The 15,208-nt window shown below is 45.7% G+C and carries 15 protein-coding genes; 10 read left to right on the forward strand and 5 right to left on the reverse strand.

The features are described from left to right. Nucleotides 1-37: 37 nt before the first annotated feature. The gene (locus DOE51_RS06520) at nt 38-871 is read left to right on the forward strand and encodes a flagellin (RefSeq protein WP_142695750.1); all 834 of its coding nucleotides are present in this window, start codon (nt 38-40) and stop codon (nt 869-871) included. Nucleotides 872-983: 112 nt separating this feature from the next. Further along, nucleotides 984-1,985 (forward strand): zinc-binding alcohol dehydrogenase family protein, encoded by a 1,002-nt coding sequence (locus DOE51_RS06525; protein WP_142695751.1) that lies wholly within the window; start codon nt 984-986, stop codon nt 1,983-1,985. Nucleotides 1,986-2,044: 59 nt separating this feature from the next. Here the strand turns inward: DOE51_RS06525 and DOE51_RS06530 are convergent, their stop codons facing one another. Continuing rightward, nucleotides 2,045-3,415 carry a TolC family protein gene (locus DOE51_RS06530; protein ID WP_142695752.1) on the reverse strand — a complete coding sequence of 457 codons (1,371 nt, stop codon included), beginning with the start codon at nt 3,413-3,415 and terminating at the stop codon, nt 2,045-2,047. Between the two features lie 203 nt (nt 3,416-3,618). On the opposite strand from DOE51_RS06530, the gene DOE51_RS06535 reads away from it, so the two are divergent. After that, entirely contained in the window at nt 3,619-3,984 is a 366-nt protein-coding gene (locus tag DOE51_RS06535; protein WP_246845429.1) for an STAS domain-containing protein, read from the forward strand. A 3-nt stretch (nt 3,985-3,987) separates the two neighbouring features. Here DOE51_RS06535 and DOE51_RS06540 read toward each other — a convergent pair whose 3' ends face one another. Both DOE51_RS06540 and DOE51_RS06545 read right to left on the reverse strand, forming a co-directional pair. Then, the gene (locus tag DOE51_RS06540; protein WP_142695753.1) at nt 3,988-4,734 is read right to left on the reverse strand and encodes a hypothetical protein; all 747 of its coding nucleotides are present in this window, start codon (nt 4,732-4,734) and stop codon (nt 3,988-3,990) included. A 136-nt stretch (nt 4,735-4,870) separates the two neighbouring features. Beyond that, entirely contained in the window at nt 4,871-6,721 is a 1,851-nt protein-coding gene (locus DOE51_RS06545) for a DEAD/DEAH box helicase (RefSeq protein WP_246845430.1), read from the reverse strand. A 635-nt stretch (nt 6,722-7,356) separates the two neighbouring features. Between DOE51_RS06545 and DOE51_RS06550 the strand changes: the two genes are divergently transcribed. The 3 genes from DOE51_RS06550 (at nt 7,357) to DOE51_RS06560 (ending at nt 10,128) form a co-directional block, all read left to right on the forward strand. Next, nucleotides 7,357-8,988 carry an ABC-F family ATP-binding cassette domain-containing protein gene (locus DOE51_RS06550; RefSeq protein WP_142695754.1) on the forward strand — a complete coding sequence of 544 codons (1,632 nt, stop codon included), beginning with the start codon at nt 7,357-7,359 and terminating at the stop codon, nt 8,986-8,988. After that, nucleotides 8,988-9,782 carry an alpha/beta hydrolase gene (locus DOE51_RS06555; protein ID WP_142695755.1) on the forward strand — a complete coding sequence of 265 codons (795 nt, stop codon included), beginning with the start codon at nt 8,988-8,990 and terminating at the stop codon, nt 9,780-9,782. The genes DOE51_RS06550 and DOE51_RS06555 overlap by 1 nt, the downstream gene beginning before the upstream one ends. 154 nt (nt 9,783-9,936) lie before the next feature. Further along, on the forward strand, nt 9,937-10,128 hold the full coding sequence (locus DOE51_RS06560) for a hypothetical protein (protein ID WP_142695756.1): 192 nt from the start codon (nt 9,937-9,939) through the stop codon (nt 10,126-10,128). Here the strand turns inward: DOE51_RS06560 and DOE51_RS06565 are convergent. Then, complete coding sequence (locus DOE51_RS06565; protein ID WP_142695757.1) at nt 10,125-11,126, reverse strand: spermidine/putrescine ABC transporter substrate-binding protein; 1,002 nt, start codon at nt 11,124-11,126, stop codon at nt 10,125-10,127. The genes DOE51_RS06560 and DOE51_RS06565 overlap by 4 nt on opposite strands. A gap of 28 nt (nt 11,127-11,154) precedes the next feature. On the opposite strand from DOE51_RS06565, the gene DOE51_RS06570 reads away from it, so the two are divergent. The 4 genes from DOE51_RS06570 to DOE51_RS06585 are packed head-to-tail and all read left to right on the forward strand — an operon-like array spanning nt 11,155 to nt 14,944. Continuing rightward, nucleotides 11,155-12,054 (forward strand): ABC transporter ATP-binding protein, encoded by a 900-nt coding sequence (locus DOE51_RS06570; protein WP_142695758.1) that lies wholly within the window; start codon nt 11,155-11,157, stop codon nt 12,052-12,054. Further along, nucleotides 12,051-12,884, forward strand: coding sequence for an ABC transporter permease (locus DOE51_RS06575; RefSeq protein ID WP_142695759.1), 834 nt, complete (start codon nt 12,051-12,053; stop codon nt 12,882-12,884). The genes DOE51_RS06570 and DOE51_RS06575 overlap by 4 nt, the downstream gene beginning before the upstream one ends. After that, nucleotides 12,874-13,716 (forward strand): ABC transporter permease, encoded by an 843-nt coding sequence (locus DOE51_RS06580; RefSeq protein WP_142695760.1) that lies wholly within the window; start codon nt 12,874-12,876, stop codon nt 13,714-13,716. Before DOE51_RS06575 ends, DOE51_RS06580 begins: the two co-directional genes overlap by 11 nt. Then, nucleotides 13,688-14,944, forward strand: coding sequence for an MFS transporter (locus DOE51_RS06585; RefSeq protein WP_142695761.1), 1,257 nt, complete (start codon nt 13,688-13,690; stop codon nt 14,942-14,944). The genes DOE51_RS06580 and DOE51_RS06585 overlap by 29 nt, the downstream gene beginning before the upstream one ends. Here the strand turns inward: DOE51_RS06585 and DOE51_RS06590 are convergent. Then, entirely contained in the window at nt 14,934-15,113 is a 180-nt protein-coding gene (locus DOE51_RS06590; RefSeq protein WP_142695762.1) for a DUF1418 family protein, read from the reverse strand. The two genes, DOE51_RS06585 and DOE51_RS06590, sit on opposite strands and share 11 nt — an antisense overlap. Nucleotides 15,114-15,208 lie beyond the last annotated feature (95 nt).

Here is a 15,208-nt window from a genome sequence, read left to right on the forward strand (position 1 = left end):
GAGGCTTGGCTATGAAGAAAACTGATTAGGAATTGCTATGGGAATGAGAATTAATACAAACATTGCTGCACTTAATGCTCAAAGAAACCTCGTTGGAACACAAAGAGTTGTGAACGATTCGATGGCGAAATTGGCAAGTGGCAGTCGTATCAATAAAGCTGCTGACGATGCTGCAGGTTTAGCGATTTCTGAACGTTTGAAAGCACAAATTCGCTCTGCAAGCCAAGCTCAACGAAATGCAAATGATGGTATCTCGATGATTCAAACTGCCGAAGGTGGATTGAATGAAGTCGGCAATATCATTGTGCGTTTACGTGAATTGGCCATCCAAGGTTCATCTGACACTGTTGGTGAAACTGAACGTGGCATGCTCAATAAAGAGGTTGTGCAACTTCGCAGTGAAATCGATCGTATTGCGAAATCGACAACTTGGGGTACAACGAAACTTTTAGATGGTTCCGCTCCTAAATTTGATTTCCAAGTGGGCATTAATAATAATGCCGACACTGATAGAATTTCTTTCGAAGCCGGTGCACACTCTGCGACTTTGGCATCGTTAGGTCTTGAAGGTTTGGATTTCTCGTCGAAGGAAGGTTCGCGTGAGGCTTTGCAAAAGCTTGACGACGCACAAACGAATGTCAATGGTACAAGAGCGTATCTAGGCGCCTTGCAAAATCGTCTGACTTCGACTTCTGACAACTTAGGTGTGATGCACGAAAATCTTTCGGCAGCGAACAGTCGTATTCGTGATACCGATGTTGCAGCGACATCTTCAGAGATGACCCGCAACAATATCTTGATGCAGGCAGCAACATCTGTTCTTGCACAAGCAAATCAATCGAATCAATTGGCACTTAAACTTATCGGTTAGTGCTGCGCTCGGTGATCCTTCTTTTGCGGAAGGATCACCACTCTATTTTTTCCAACTGCTTGATAACTTTTTGAATTCCGCGCAAACTATCTGAAGTTTTCAAGGAGTGTTCATGAAAGTCATCGGCTATCTCGAGTCCTTAGATATTGAAAATCCAGAATCTCTTTTAAATCTTGATCTGCCAACACCAGAGCCAGGGCCGATGGATATTCTTGTGCGAGTCAAAGCTGTATCCGTCAATCCAGTCGATACAAAAATTCGTAAGAATACAAAACCCAATCCCGGTGAACCAAAAATTTTAGGATGGGATGCTGCGGGGATCGTTGAAAAGATCGGCAGCAAAGTTCAACACTTCAAAGTTGGCGATGCCGTTTATTACGCCGGCAGTTTAACTCGCCCAGGAACGAATGCGGAATTTCATTTAGTTGACGAGCGCATCGCAGCTTTAAAACCGCAAAAGCTTTCCTTTGAAGAAGCGGCCGCTTTGCCACTGACAAGTATTACGGCCTATGAAGCGTTATTTGATCGCATGAACGTATTGGTGAACGATCAGGAGTATTTATTGATCCTGGGGGGATCGGGCGGAGTTGGGTCCATGGCGATTCAATTAGCAAAAAAAGAAACACGCCTGAAAGTGATTGCGACGGCATCGCGCGCCTCTTCGCAAGAGTGGTGTCGAAAACTTGGCGCTGATATCGTGATTGATCATAACAAAGACCTGCATCAGCAATTGCGTGAACATGGTATCGACACGGTCAAATATATTTTCAGTACCACTCACAGTGATGTGCACCGTGAAAGTATTGAAAAGATGATCGCGCCCCAAGGAACTTTTTGTCTGATCGATGACCCACCAAATTTTCCGATTAATGGCTTTAAACGAAAAAGCGTCGGTGTGCATTGGGAGTTTATGTTTACGCGCTCGATGTTTGAAACGCCTGACATGATTAAGCAGCATCAGTTGCTAACTAAAATTGCGGGTATGATTGATCGCGCAGAGATTCAAACGACCATCAATCATATCTTCGAAGGCATGACCGCTGAAAACTTCAGAAAGGCCCATCAGATGATCGAATCCCATAAGACCATAGGGAAGATCGTCATCAAATTTTAGGCATAAAAAAAGCCGCATCTTTTCAGAGCGGCTTTTTTATTTCAAATATCTTTCAAAAGTTAGTTTACAGTCTGTGGACCGCAAGCTTCATCCAAAGTCACTTGGTCTTTCTTCGGATTGAAGACACGACCCAAACGACCTTTGATACCGCCCGAACCTTTGCGCTCGATTTCACAAGCGCCAACTTGTGCGAAGCGTTCGTCGATCACGATACGATTTAAGCTCACACGCATTGAATCAAGGTTCGTTTGCGCTTTCACTTGGTTCGTCAAAGCTGTCGTCAAAGAATTGGCAGCAGAAAGCACGTGTAACAAGTCCGTCAAACCTGCACGGAACTTTTCAACTTCACCTTCGTAAACATCTTGCAAAGTCGCTTGCGCTTGTTGTGCTAAAGCCACTTGTTTTTGCGCTTCATACAAAGAACCCAAAGTCGATTCGATCAACTCCGCTTGGTCGAACGTGATTTGTTTCTTTTGCAGTTTCAGTTCGTCGATATTGTAGTCAGATAACTTCAAGGCCGGGAAGTAACCGAAGCCCAAGTTCACAGTTCCTGTTGTTTGCACAGAACCGAAAGCAGAACCCGCACCCGAACGAGAAGCACCCAATGAAGCGCCTGTCAGGAAGCTAAATGCTTTGGACCATTTCGCTGTGTTCGCAGCAGAAATCATCGAATTCATTTGTTTGATCTCTGGCGATTTAGCTGTCGCGCGATCCAAGATCACTTGTGCTGGCAAAAGCTCTGTCGCCGTTTGGCTTGTATGAACTTTATCGAATTGGATTTCTTGAGAAAGTGGCAATGCTAGCATGTTGCGGATCGCCGCTTTTTCTTTTTGCAGAAGATCGTCAACTTGCGAAACCTGGATAGAAGCCAATTGCGTTTGTGCACGAGCTTGCAACAAATCAGATTGTTGCATCATGCCGGCATCAACCGCCATTTGAATCAAATCTTCGATCTCTTTGTAGTTTGTGTATTGCTTGTAAAGAACTTCGCGAAGTTCCATGTCGCCAACAACAGTCAGGTAAACCGAGTACGCTGAAGAGTAAGTGTTCAACTGGGCGATGTAGTAAGACGTCGCTTGCGCATTCAACAAGTACTGGCTTTCTTTAAGATCGAACCAGTTGCTAGGCATCAAGAACGGCAACAACATTGAAACCGTCGTAAGCGCAAAACTTGGACCGCTTGAAATCACAGAACCCAAATTGATTGATGGAAGAAGAGAAGCACGGCTGATGTTAACTTGCTCTTTGGCTTGATAAACTTTGTTCAGTTGCACCTGCAAAGAGATGTTTTGCTCAAGCAACATTGTTTTCAAAGTATCAGGATTCACTTTCACCACGGCTGGTTGTTTTGCTGGAGCTGCAAAGGCAGAACTAACAAATACAAGTGCAACGATGCTGAATGCGAGCTGGCGTTTTAGAAACGTTCCCATTATGAAAATCCCCCGTAGGATCTGAGAATTATTCCGCTCGCCCAGGGTTGTCAAACCCTTGTTTTCACGTCTTAATTAAGCACTCCTTAGAATAATCTTTCCACAATTGTTTCATTCAGAATCACGGGCGTAGCAAAACTTTAATCTTTTGCAGCCTGTGCTAAAATTGAAGGAATTCATTCTCGATTTCTAGGAGTTGTACGTTGATCGAACAGAAGTCGTTTGGCTATACGCTGAGTCATAAAAATAAGATGCTCGTTGTTTCTTTTACAGGGGAGCTGACGCCCGTGGTGGCGCCGGGGCTCGAGGCCTGTCGTCAAGAAATCTTGGCAAAGCCTGAAGTGAAGTGCGTCGTCTTTTACTTCCAAGATGTCGGTTCGGTCCATCCGGATGCGATACCTGTATTAGCACAAATGCAAAGAGATATTCGTTCACGCGGGTTGGAGTTGCGCTTGTGTTCGCTGAAACAACCTTTACGAGAAAAACTCGTGCGCATGGGTGTGGTGCGAGGAATGGAAGTCACTGACGACCTCCGCTCCGCACTTATTTCATTCGGCAAAGTTGCTTAAGTTCTAATGGCAAAGCGGGAATGATTTAATCGCTTTTTGGATTTTAGCGAATTTCTTAGAACGCGCCTGTGGGCGCAAAACATCCCAATAAGATTTGCGGCTGAAAAGATCTTCGCCTCTTTCAAGTTGTGAATTCAACATCGAAAGGGCGCAGCGGAACGTTCCTTGTGGAGTGTTGCCGTCGCCTTTTTTGCAGCTAGGTGCATAGTTTTGTTCTTTGCCACGGTGAAGTTGCAGAAGACCAATCAAAGAACCATTCGGACCTTGCGCCTTACTGTTCTTGTCACACGAGCTTTCATAGAAAGCCATCGCGTTCATAATCAAAACCCAAACGTTTTGGCGACCTTCAATATTCAAACTTTTATAACCTGGGCACAAACGGATAAGATCATCAGAGCCTTTCAATAAGGCATCGTTGGATCCTTTTTTAAGTTCAGCGAAAATCATTTCGCCCCATTTGCCAAACTCATCTTCGTCTGCAAAGTTGTCACAGGCATCAGCCCAATTCATTTTTTCGCTAATCATAGAAATCTGTTCAGCTGTTGCTTCATCCGTTAAGGCGTTGCGCATATCACGCAGGGCCGCAGCCGTCTTGTTCGGAGTCTCTTTACATTCAGGGCACGCCGCAACGGCCTCTGTATGTTTAGAAGTGAAGGCAGTCATAGAACTGCTGCCTCTGATGTTTGCTTGCACCTGAACGGCAAGCAAGGTCACAACTGGAATAAGAAGTAGTTTCGCTAAAGACATCATATGGCTTTTAAAAGCGAAATTGATGCCGTCTCAAAGTGGTCTCATTTCGAGCTGAGCGGCTGTGAGTGTCTAAAAAAAAGACAGGGGCGACACTTGTGTCACCCCTGTTAAAACTCGTAAAAATTTTTGCTTCAAACTAGTCGCGGAAACGACGAGCTGAAGAGCGCTCAGAAGAACCACCAGAGCGAGAACGTTTAATGCCCGGGTGATCGCCACCACGGTCCTTACGTTCGCTGCGGCCTTCGCTGCTGCTGCTGCTACGCTCAGGAGAGTAACCGCCGCTATCGCGTCTACGGAAACCACGTGGAGCAGAACCTTCGTTGAAGTTGCCACGTTGTTCGCGTTCTGTGCGTTGTTCGCCGCCATCATTGCCAGCAAAACGAGGACGTTCAGAACGCTCAGAGCGTTCAGGACGATCCGAAGAGAATGACGAAGATGAACGATCAGCTCTGTAACCGCCACGATCGTTATTACGGCTGCGGAAACCGCCGCCACGACCACCACGGAAACCACCGCGATCACGACCGCCACCATCACGATTGCTTGTGAAGCGGTTGTCGTTTGGATCACGAGGAAGCAATTCACGAGGAACGCGATCGCCCATGTAGTCCAAGAACTTATCGTTCTTAACGAACACGTTCGGGAAGTAAGACACGATAAAGCGTGCTAACAAATCTTCTTTTGAAAACTTAGAAAGATCTGTATCGCCAGCAGTGACAAGAACGCGGATCAAGTCGTTTGCTTGTTGAAGAGTCGCATTGTCCTCTTTCATTGTGCTAACTTTATCCAAAACGTCTTTGATTTTAAGACCAGCAACTTCATCACCTGAAGGTACAACACCTTTAGTAAGAGTCGCTTTAGTCGTTTGCATCACACGGCGAAGAAGATTCAATTGCTCTGGGTTTACCAAAGTGATTGCTGTACCGCTTTGACCGTTACGGCCTGTACGACCGATACGGTGAACGTAAGATTCAACATCCCAAGGCAAAGAGTGGTTGATAACGTGAGTAAGGTCTTTGATGTCCAAACCACGAGCGGCAACGTCCGTCGCCACAACCACTTTGATCTGACTTTGTTTGAATTTCTTCAGCGTCATTTCACGTTCTTGTTGAGACTTATCACCATGCAAAGAATCTGCTGGGAAACCACGTTGAGTTAGCATCTCTGCTAGCTCTGCAACTTCCATCTTAGTTTGACAGAAGATGATACCGTAGAATTCTGGAAGAGTTTGCAACAAACGGCAGATCACTTCCATTTTAGCTGAATTTTTAACTGTGTAATAAACTTGTTGGATTGTCGAAGCTGTCGAGCCAACTTTGTTAGCTTGAACAGTTTCTGGATTTTCCAAATATTTTTCAGACAAACGACGAACTTCAGAGCTCATAGTTGCAGAGAACAACCATGTACGGCAAGCCGCGCGTTCTGCTTGAGTATCGTCATCTGGATGAGTTGCAGAAAGAATGAAATCCAATGGCTCTTTAAAGCCCATAGAAAGCATTTCGTCTGCTTCGTCCAAAACAACTGTTTGAACGCTCTTAAGTTTGATCATTTTTTGTTCTAAGAAATCAACCAAACGACCTGGTGTTGCAACAACGATGTGTGCGCCACGTTTGATGCCGTCGATTTGTGTGCGATAGCTTGCGCCACCGTAAATCGTAACAACGCGAAGACCTTTTTTCTTACCAAGCAAAGTCAATTGCTCTGCAACTTGCAAAGCCAATTCACGTGTTGGGCTCAAAACTAGAGCTTGCGTGTCTTTTGTTGTTGTATCGATGTTTTCTACAAGAGGAATACCAAATGCAGCAGTTTTGCCAGTACCTGTAGAGGCAAGGCCGATAAAATCTTTAGCTCCTGATAAAAGAATCGGAAGCGCTTGTGTCTGAATGGGCGTTGGAGTCGAGAAGCCCATGTCTTTCATCGCATCCATAAGTGGTGCGCTAAGACCAAAGCTTTCGAAACTATCTACCGTAGTTAAAGGGGGTGTCATTGTGACCTTTCTGTGTGAGTCGGGAATGTACAGGATTACAATCGTAAAAGCTTGCTAATTTTAGGCGATGTAGCGCTCATGAACTTTGTTCATGCTCGTACATTCCCTATACAGCCACGGCTTCGTTCAACGGAATTGGTGAAAATACCCCAATCGACTGCGTTGTCGGGCTCTCTCCTCGCTCCGACGTGCCTCCAGCACGCCTGCGCTGCGGGGAGAACCCTCCGCCTTGCGCTTGTGGCATTTTGACCAATTCTCTTTTGCTTTTTTGTTTCTGGCTCGGCTTTCGCCGTCGCTGGTTTTGCTGGCTGAGCCCAACTCGCTTTGCTCGTTGTATGCTGCCGCTTTTTAGCTCTTTGGAAGTGGTTTTCGCATCTCTTTGTTTTGAGATCCTGTATCTATGTTGTGGGGGACTATACACTATTTTTTAGCTGAGCGGGGCTTTTATTTTCAATTTCTTTTGTTTGTGCTGCGGAGTCTATTTGGAACTCCTTTTTGTTTATGGGCTTTGTGTGGGTTTTTGGGCTCAGTTGAAGCATAGGGGACCGTCGAGTGTTTTGGTGCTCGATAATAGGGCATAATTTTATTCATTATTTTGTGCTCATTTTAATCCTTTCTACGTTATATAAGGAACCATGATTCACTTATCAAATATCTCGAAGCAGCAGGGTAATAAGATTCTTTATCGCAATGGTTCTTTTCAGATTAACGCTGGAGAGAAGATTGGCCTTGTCGGTCCTAATGGTGCCGGTAAAACGACTATTTTCCGTATTATCATGGGTGAAGAGGGTATCGACGGCGGTACGATTTCTAAGTCAGATCGTACGGTGATTGGTTATTTCTCGCAAAATATCGAAGATATGCGTGGGCGTTCAGCTCTTGAAGAAGTGAAATCAGCGGTCGGCAACATCGGCGAGATGCAGGCCAAAATGCAGGAGTGCGAAGCAAAACTTTGTGATCCTGATTTGGATGCGGATGAAATGACTCGCATTCTTGAAGTTTACGGTGAATTGCAAGCCGACTTCGAACGTCTTGGTGGTTACGATCTAGAGGCTCGCGCGGCAGAGATCTTAACAGGTCTTGGTATTGGCCCAGATGATTATCATCGTCCTACTGAAAGTTTCTCTGGTGGTTGGAAGATGCGTATCGCTCTTTCGAAAATTCTGGTTTTGAATCCTGAAGTTTTGCTGATGGACGAGCCGACGAATCACTTGGACGTCGAATCGATCGTATGGCTTGAAGAGTGGTTGGTGAACTTTAAAGGCGCCATCCTGATGACAAGCCATGATCGCGAGTTCATGAATCGTTTGGTTTCCAAAATTGTTGAGATCGCGAATAAATCAATCACGGTGTACGGCGGCAATTACGACTTCTATGAAAAAGAGCGTGATATCCGTAAAGAACAGTTGATCGCAGCAGCAAAACGTCAAGAAGACATGCTGGCGAAAGAAGAAGAATTCATCGCGCGCTTTGCGGCCCGTGCCTCGCATGCAGCCCAAGTGCAATCGCGTGTTAAAAAATTAGAAAAAATTGATCGTATCGAAATTCCTGAAGAGGAAGCAGAAATCAAGTTTGAGTGGCCAGTGCCTCCGCGTGGTGGTGACGAGGTTGTGAAGTTTGAAGGGCTTTCGAAAATTTGGAAACGTGACGATGGCAAAGAGAAACTTGTGTTCTCTGGCGCCAATGCACTGGTAAAACGCCAAGACCGTGTTGCGGTCGTTGGGGTGAATGGTGCTGGTAAATCAACGTTATTAAAAATTATCGCGGGCGATGTGGAAGCGACAGAAGGTAAATGCACATTGGGTGCGTCGATCAATGTCGGTTACTTCTCGCAAAATTCTTTGGACGTTTTAGATCCAAAGATGACGATTCTTGATGAAGTGCATTCGCGTATGCCGAATGCGGGCTTGGGAACTGTGCGCAGTCTTTTGGGTGCGTTTAAATTCTCGGGCGAAGAAGCAGATAAAAAAATCAGCGTTCTTTCGGGTGGTGAAAAATCACGTGTGGTTCTTGCGACGATCTTAGCGCAACCTGTGAATCTTTTGATTCTGGATGAGCCGACGAATCACTTGGATATCAAATCGCGCGAAATCTTGCTTGATGCAATTAAAGAGTTCCCTGGAACTGTGCTTATCGTATCGCATGACCGTCACTTCCTTAAAGCCGTGACGACTCGTGTGTTTGAAGTCGATAAAAATCAACTTCGTATCTACGAAGGCGACTACGATTACTACACTCATAAAAAACAACAAGAGGCGAAAGCTTAATGTCTGACCAAATGGACTTGCGAAGCTTCAAAATTCCTCTGGGCAAGTTAGCTCCGCTGGAGAAGTTTCGTACCCGCCAAGGCGATACCCTGACGTATCGCTTTTATCCTGCTTGGTGTGAAGACCTGGTGATTCTTTATCACGGGGCGGGCAGTGATAGCCGTTACATGTGTGTATTGGCCGATGCCATTGCGAAATCAGGTGTCGCGAATGTGGTGACTCCGGATTTACGTGGGCATGGCGGCAGTCTGAATCTAAACACTGATACTATTTCTCAGTCACAACTTGAAATCGATATGGAAGAGCTTTTGATTCACATCAAAATGCAGCGTTCGATTTCGCGTTTAACCTTGGCCGGGCACTCGATGGGTGGGGGCTTTACGTTAAGAATCGCCACTTCCGCATTGGGTAAACAGTTTTATAAATTCGTGGCCTTGGCGCCGCATTTGCCGGATCACTTGCAGACCAATCAACCAGGCTATGGCGGGTGGATCACAGCGGGTGAAAACGGCAGTTTCAATGTGAACTTCCCCGAAGCAATGCGTACCGGAAATGAACGTTTGCATTACAGTGCTCAGTACCTCAAGGCGGTTCATGCACCGGATGATGTGATGGAAAAGATCAAAGCTCTTCATCCGAATCTTTACGTTGTGACTGGTGGTAAAGACGAAGTGATCAACGCAGAAAAGCAAAAAGAATTGTTTGCTCACACCGATGTGAAGTTTCTGCTGCTCGAATCCTTAAACCATATTTCGATCGTCTCAAAAGTGGACGGTTATCTTTCAGTTTTTTAGGTTTTGAATTCTAATTGCCCTCAAGTGGCCCAAAGTCCTGCCGATAAGTTCTACGAATATAACCAAATTCTTGAACGTAGGCGGGGTTATGAATTCGGAAATGGGAGAGTTTGCTCTCCGACAGATTATTTCGTCCTTGGTAGTTGTAGGGCCCTTGTTGCTGATAATTGCGGGTTTCAACTACGTCTTCAATCAAAGCAAAAAAGCAGTCATGATCTATTTGGTCGCAGGAGTCATAGCCACCACCATCGGGGCTGTGAATCTGTACCGACAGTTCAATGCGCGCAGTGAAGAATCTCCGCGCATTGCACCTGCGGTGACGAATCAAGTAGGCGAACAGTCTTAGTTGGTTTTGATCTCAGTCCAAATATCTTCCCACAGTTTGTTTTTCTCGGCCAAGTCGTGAAGCGAATGGAACTTCTTAAGATCTGCAGGGATCAGCTTTTGATTAACCTTCAAAACGGGTCCCGCGTGAATGTTCTGAATCTTGTTTTGTTCGACTTCGGGGCTTAGTAAAAAGTTAATCAGCTTGTGGGCTGCTTCCGTGTGCTTGCTGCCTTTAATAATCACCAAATTATCAAGGCCCATGCTGCAGCCTTCTTCCGGGATGATGTATTCAAGGTCTTTATTGGCAGCGACGGCTTGTTGTGCGTCTGACGAATATGTTTGAGCAGCAACGACCTCTTTATTTTTTAAGATGTCGACGGTATCAGATGTAAACATCTTCACGTTCTTTTTAGCTGCTAGGATAATTGCTTTAGCCGCTTTTAACTCTTCCGGGTCTGTGCTGTTCACAGATTTTCCATTCATGATCAAAGCCGCACCCAAAACTTCGCGCACGTCATCCAGCAACGCGAATTTGCCGGCAAGCTCTGGATTTGTCAGAAGGTCCTTCCACGATTTCATCGAACCTTTGTAAAGGGCGCGGTTCACAGCGATGCCCGTCGTGCCCCAAGCGTAGGGAAGCGAGTACTTGTTAGTTGGATCAAACTGCAAACCCATGAACGTCGGCGAAACTTGAGCGCGGTTGGCGATTTGTTCGGCTTTGAGCTCTTCCAAAAGATTCATTTTGATCATGATGTCGACCATGTAGTCCGAGGGCACAGCCACGTCGATGCCTGAAGATCCCGCTTGCACCTTCGCTAGCAGCTCTTCACTGGAAGAGTAGTTGGAGATATTCAGCTTAATGCCCGTCTCCTTTTCGAACTTCGCTTGCATTTCCGGAGTGAGGTAATTGCCCCAGATCGCAAGGTTCACAACCTTGGCGTCAGTGTCTTGAGCTTTTTTGGTACAAGCCGTGAAAAGCAGACTGCAAGCTAGAAGTGCGATCAATATTCTCGACATTTTTTGAAATCCTTTTTATTGTTAGTGCATGCTTGAACTTCTGAATATCGGCAAAAGTTTTTCGAGTCAAACAGCCTTAAAGGGCGTGAACCTTTCTATTGCGGAAGGGGAGTTCTTTTCTTTGCTAGGTCCAAGTGGCTGCGGAAAGACAACACTTTTGCGTATCATCGCGGGGCTTGAGACGGTGTCGCACGGAAAAATTCTTCTGAATGGCGAACACGTCGAGCATTTAAGTGCAGCCGAAAGACCGTTCAATATGGTTTTTCAGAAGTACGCACTTTTTCCGCACCTGACTGTGGGTGAAAACATCGCTTACGGCCTGAAGGTCAAAAAGTTTTCTGCTGATGAAATTGAACTTCGGGTAGCGGATGCCCTAAACCTTGTCGAGATGTCAGAGTTCCGTCATCGTCGTCCTGAAACTTTGTCGGGAGGTCAAGCGCAACGCGTAGCCATTGCTCGCGCATTAGTCAATCACCCGAAAGTATTACTTTTGGATGAACCTTTATCTGCACTAGATCAAAAGTTGCGCGAACACATGCAGCGTGAACTTCGCGCGTTGCAACGCAAACTTGGTTTGACGTTTATTTACGTAACTCACGATCAAGAAGAAGCACTCGCAATGTCGGATCGTATTGGTCTCATGAATAAAGGCGAGCTTGTGCAAGTCAGCTCGCCCCAAGAAATCTATGAAAACCCGGAAGGTGCCTTTGCGGCCCAGTTCATGGGGATGAGCACATGTCTGCAAGGGGAGTTGGTTGAGATCTCTCAGGACTTCGCGACTTTAAAATTAAGCGATGGCAGTCTTGTGCGTGGGAAATTCAATGTCCCAGCAGAAGACTTGCGCTTAGGCATGTCCTTAGATGCGTACGTGCGTAAGGCAATGGTTTTTAATCGCGGCGATTTGCAAGTGGGAACTCGCGCGAAGTGAGATCACGTCAGTCACTTTCTTTTCCAGCTTTAATATGGTTTGCAGCTTTTGTATTGTTGCCACTCTTGATTGTGCTCGCGGTCAGTTTTGCGACTCGCGGCACCTATGGTGGTCTTGAGTGGACTTTGACATTTGAAAACTATGTGCACGCCTTTTCGTGGACGTCGTTCGCGATCTTTTTAGAAAGCCTGAAGTTAGCTCTACTAACTTCCGTCACTTGTGCGGTGTTGGGTGTTTTGATGGCCTGGGCAATGAGCACAGCTTCGCTTAAACAGCGTCAGTTTTATGTCGCAGCTTTAGCGCTGCCTTTTTTGACGAATGTGGTGATTCGTATTTATGCCCTCAGACTGTTTGTGGGTTTTGATGGACCACTGCAAGCGGTGCTTAAATTTACGGGCATTGAATTCGATCCGTTCATGCTGACACAAAATCAGTTCCTGGTTTTTTACGGGATGGTGACGACCTATCTGCCGTTCATGGTGTTGCCACTCTATGGAGCGTTCGAGAAATTTGATTTTGCGCTTGTTGAGGCGGCACAAGATTTGGGCGCTTCGGCATGGACTATTTTACGCACGGTTATTTTGCCAAACCTTAAAAAGCCACTGGCGAGCGGATTCTTATTGGTGTTCATCCCTTCTTTGGGTGAGTTTTTGATTCCGGACTTATTGGGTGGCGCAAAGACCATGCTTTACGGGAACCTGATCACGGAACAATTTTTAAAAGCACGCAACTGGGCACAAGGTTCGGCCTTGGCGATTTTGTTGATCGTGATGTTGTTGGTTATCGTCTTCGTCTTTACTCGTAAAAAAGGGGCAGAGCATGGCTCATGAATGTCAGCGTCCTGCCGCTCCAAAACTTGCGAAGATCTTATTATGGCTTGTGCTGTTATTGTTATATCTGCCGATTGCGGTGATGTTTGTAAGTTCTTTTGTCGAGCGCAACTCTGACAGGATTTCGTTAAGTTTGCGTTGGTTTAAAGAGGTCTTTGCCGATTCCGCATTGATGCAGGCTTTGGGTAATTCTTTATTGGTGGCGATCTGTGCAAGTTCAATTGCGACTGTAGTGGGAACCGCGGCCGCAGTCGGTATGCAAAAAGCTTCTAAAAAAGTGCGCCGCCTTTTAGAAGGCTTGTCATTAACGTCTTTGATTTTTCCAGAGATCGTTTTTGCCCTAGCACTTCTGAGTTGGTTCTTTGTCATGCGTATGGAGCTGGGTTTGACGACGGTGATCATCGCCCATGTGACGTTTTCATTGTCGTATGTGATGATGACCGTCAGTTCGCGGCTGGTCAGTTTTGATCCTTCGTTTGAAGATGCGGCTCGCGACTTAGGCGCCAGTGAATGGCAAATTCTAAAAACCATAATTCTACCATTGTTAAAGCCCGCAATTTTAGGTGGCTTTATCTTAAGCTTTTTGTTGTCGTTCGATGACTTTTTGATCACCTATTTCGTGAATGGTGTAGGTCAAGATACTCTGCCAGTGAAGCTTTATACCGCGATGAAGATGGGTGTAAGTCCCAAGCTGCATGCGCTTTCAAGTTTGATGTTTCTTATGACTTTAGCTGTCTTGATTTTCCTCTTCCGTTCTTCTTCCTTTCATGTTTTGCTTCAAGATGAAGCACAAGGAAGCGGCAATGAATCCACAGAAAAAGAAAATCTATAGCTGGGCTTTTTACGACTGGGCGAATAGTACATATTCCACAACCGTGATGGCTGGATTTTTCCCCGTCTTTTTTAAAAACTTCTGGAGTCAGGGCGCTGATGCCGTCACGACAACTGCACGACTAGGGACGGCTATTTCAATTTCAAGTTTGGTTGTCGCGTTGATGAGTCCCACTTTAGGAGTCATGGCCGATCTGCGTGGTTTTAAAAAACTTCTATGTTTGGGTTTCATGGTTTTAGGTGTTTTGTGCTGTGCCTGGATGGCGTTTATCCCAGCGGGCGATTGGTGGAATGCCATTGTTGCCTATGGGGTTGCGATGTTGGCGTTCAATGCAAGCTGCGTATTTTACGAAGCCCTGCTACCATTTGTTGCAGAGCCTGAAGATCTGGATTACGCCTCGTCCTTAGGATATTCGTTAGGCTATTTAGGCGGTGGAATTTTATTCTTGCTCAACGTGATCATGTACTTGAAACCTGAAATCTTTGGTTTGAAAGATGGCGTTCAAGCGGTGCAAGTTTCGTTTATCAGTGTGGCGTTGTGGTGGTTCGTGTTTTCCTATCCACTTGCGAAGAATGTTCCTGAACCTGAAGTGTTGGTTTCAAAAGAAAGTATCTGGCGTTTAACTCTGCAAAGTGTGCGTACGTTGGCTGCGACTTTCAAAAAACTTTTGCTTGAAAAGAATTTGCTGATCTTCATGATCGCTTATTGGCTTTACATTGACGGAGTTTACACGGTCATGACGATGGCTGTGGATTTCGGGATTTCAATCGGCTTTGAAGCAAAAGATTTAATCGCCGCCTTGTTGATCACGCAGTTCGTAGGTTTCCCGGCAGCCTATTATTTCGGCACAATTACGAAACGTTGGGGCACAAAAGGACCGATACTGTTTTGCATTCTCATTTACGCGATCACAGTTATTTTAGCGACGATGATGTCACAGGCTTGGCATTTCTATCTGCTCGCGACAGTGATTGGATTGGTGCAAGGTGGAGTTCAGGCATTGAGTCGTTCTTTGTTCGCGCGTATGTCGCCAAAAGAATACAGTGGCGAATATTTTGGGCTCTTTAACCTTGTTGGTAGATTTGCTTCGATCCTAGGCCCGTTGTTTGTGGCCTTCGGGGTGACAGTGACTGGGAATTCGCGCATGGGAATGTTAGGACTTCTGGTTCTGTTTATTTCGGGCGGCTGGTTGTTGGCTCTGGTGAAAGAGCCGAGAGTTAAGGCTTAGTTTCGTCGTCGTGCTTTTTCTTTTCGGGATCTTGCTCTTGCTGTTGTTCGATGATCTTTTTCGCGCGTTTACCAGTGATACCCATTGATTCTGGGAAGAGCAGGGTGATCGTGACGAATACCATCGTAACGACAACAAAGAAGATGGCCATGGATAAAACAATACTCACAATGCACTCCAAAAATAGGGAAAGAATGAATCTTTTCTAGTATATGAGGTCCCAAAAGGGAAAGGAAAACTTTTGTGTTGGACTTTACCCATGGT

The sequence above is a fragment of the Bdellovibrio sp. NC01 genome (genome assembly GCF_006874625.1).
In the GTDB taxonomy this organism is placed as follows: domain Bacteria; phylum Bdellovibrionota; class Bdellovibrionia; order Bdellovibrionales; family Bdellovibrionaceae; genus Bdellovibrio.

Excerpts from the sequence above, each read along its gene's own strand:
- DOE51_RS06520 (WP_142695750.1), top strand. The coding sequence starts at position 38 with ATGGGAATGAGAATTAATACAAACATTGCTGCACTTAATGCTCAAAGA.
- DOE51_RS06525 (WP_142695751.1), top strand. The coding sequence starts at position 984 with ATGAAAGTCATCGGCTATCTCGAGTCCTTAGATATTGAAAATCCAGAA.
- DOE51_RS06530 (WP_142695752.1), bottom strand. The coding sequence starts at position 3,415 with ATGGGAACGTTTCTAAAACGCCAGCTCGCATTCAGCATCGTTGCACTT.
- DOE51_RS06540 (WP_142695753.1), bottom strand. The coding sequence starts at position 4,734 with ATGATGTCTTTAGCGAAACTACTTCTTATTCCAGTTGTGACCTTGCTT.
- DOE51_RS06545 (WP_246845430.1), bottom strand. The coding sequence starts at position 6,721 with ATGACACCCCCTTTAACTACGGTAGATAGTTTCGAAAGCTTTGGTCTT.
- DOE51_RS06550 (WP_142695754.1), top strand. The coding sequence starts at position 7,357 with ATGATTCACTTATCAAATATCTCGAAGCAGCAGGGTAATAAGATTCTT.
- DOE51_RS06555 (WP_142695755.1), top strand. The coding sequence starts at position 8,988 with ATGTCTGACCAAATGGACTTGCGAAGCTTCAAAATTCCTCTGGGCAAG.
- DOE51_RS06565 (WP_142695757.1), bottom strand. The coding sequence starts at position 11,126 with ATGTCGAGAATATTGATCGCACTTCTAGCTTGCAGTCTGCTTTTCACG.
- DOE51_RS06570 (WP_142695758.1), top strand. The coding sequence starts at position 11,155 with ATGCTTGAACTTCTGAATATCGGCAAAAGTTTTTCGAGTCAAACAGCC.
- DOE51_RS06580 (WP_142695760.1), top strand. The coding sequence starts at position 12,874 with ATGGCTCATGAATGTCAGCGTCCTGCCGCTCCAAAACTTGCGAAGATC.
- DOE51_RS06585 (WP_142695761.1), top strand. The coding sequence starts at position 13,688 with ATGAATCCACAGAAAAAGAAAATCTATAGCTGGGCTTTTTACGACTGG.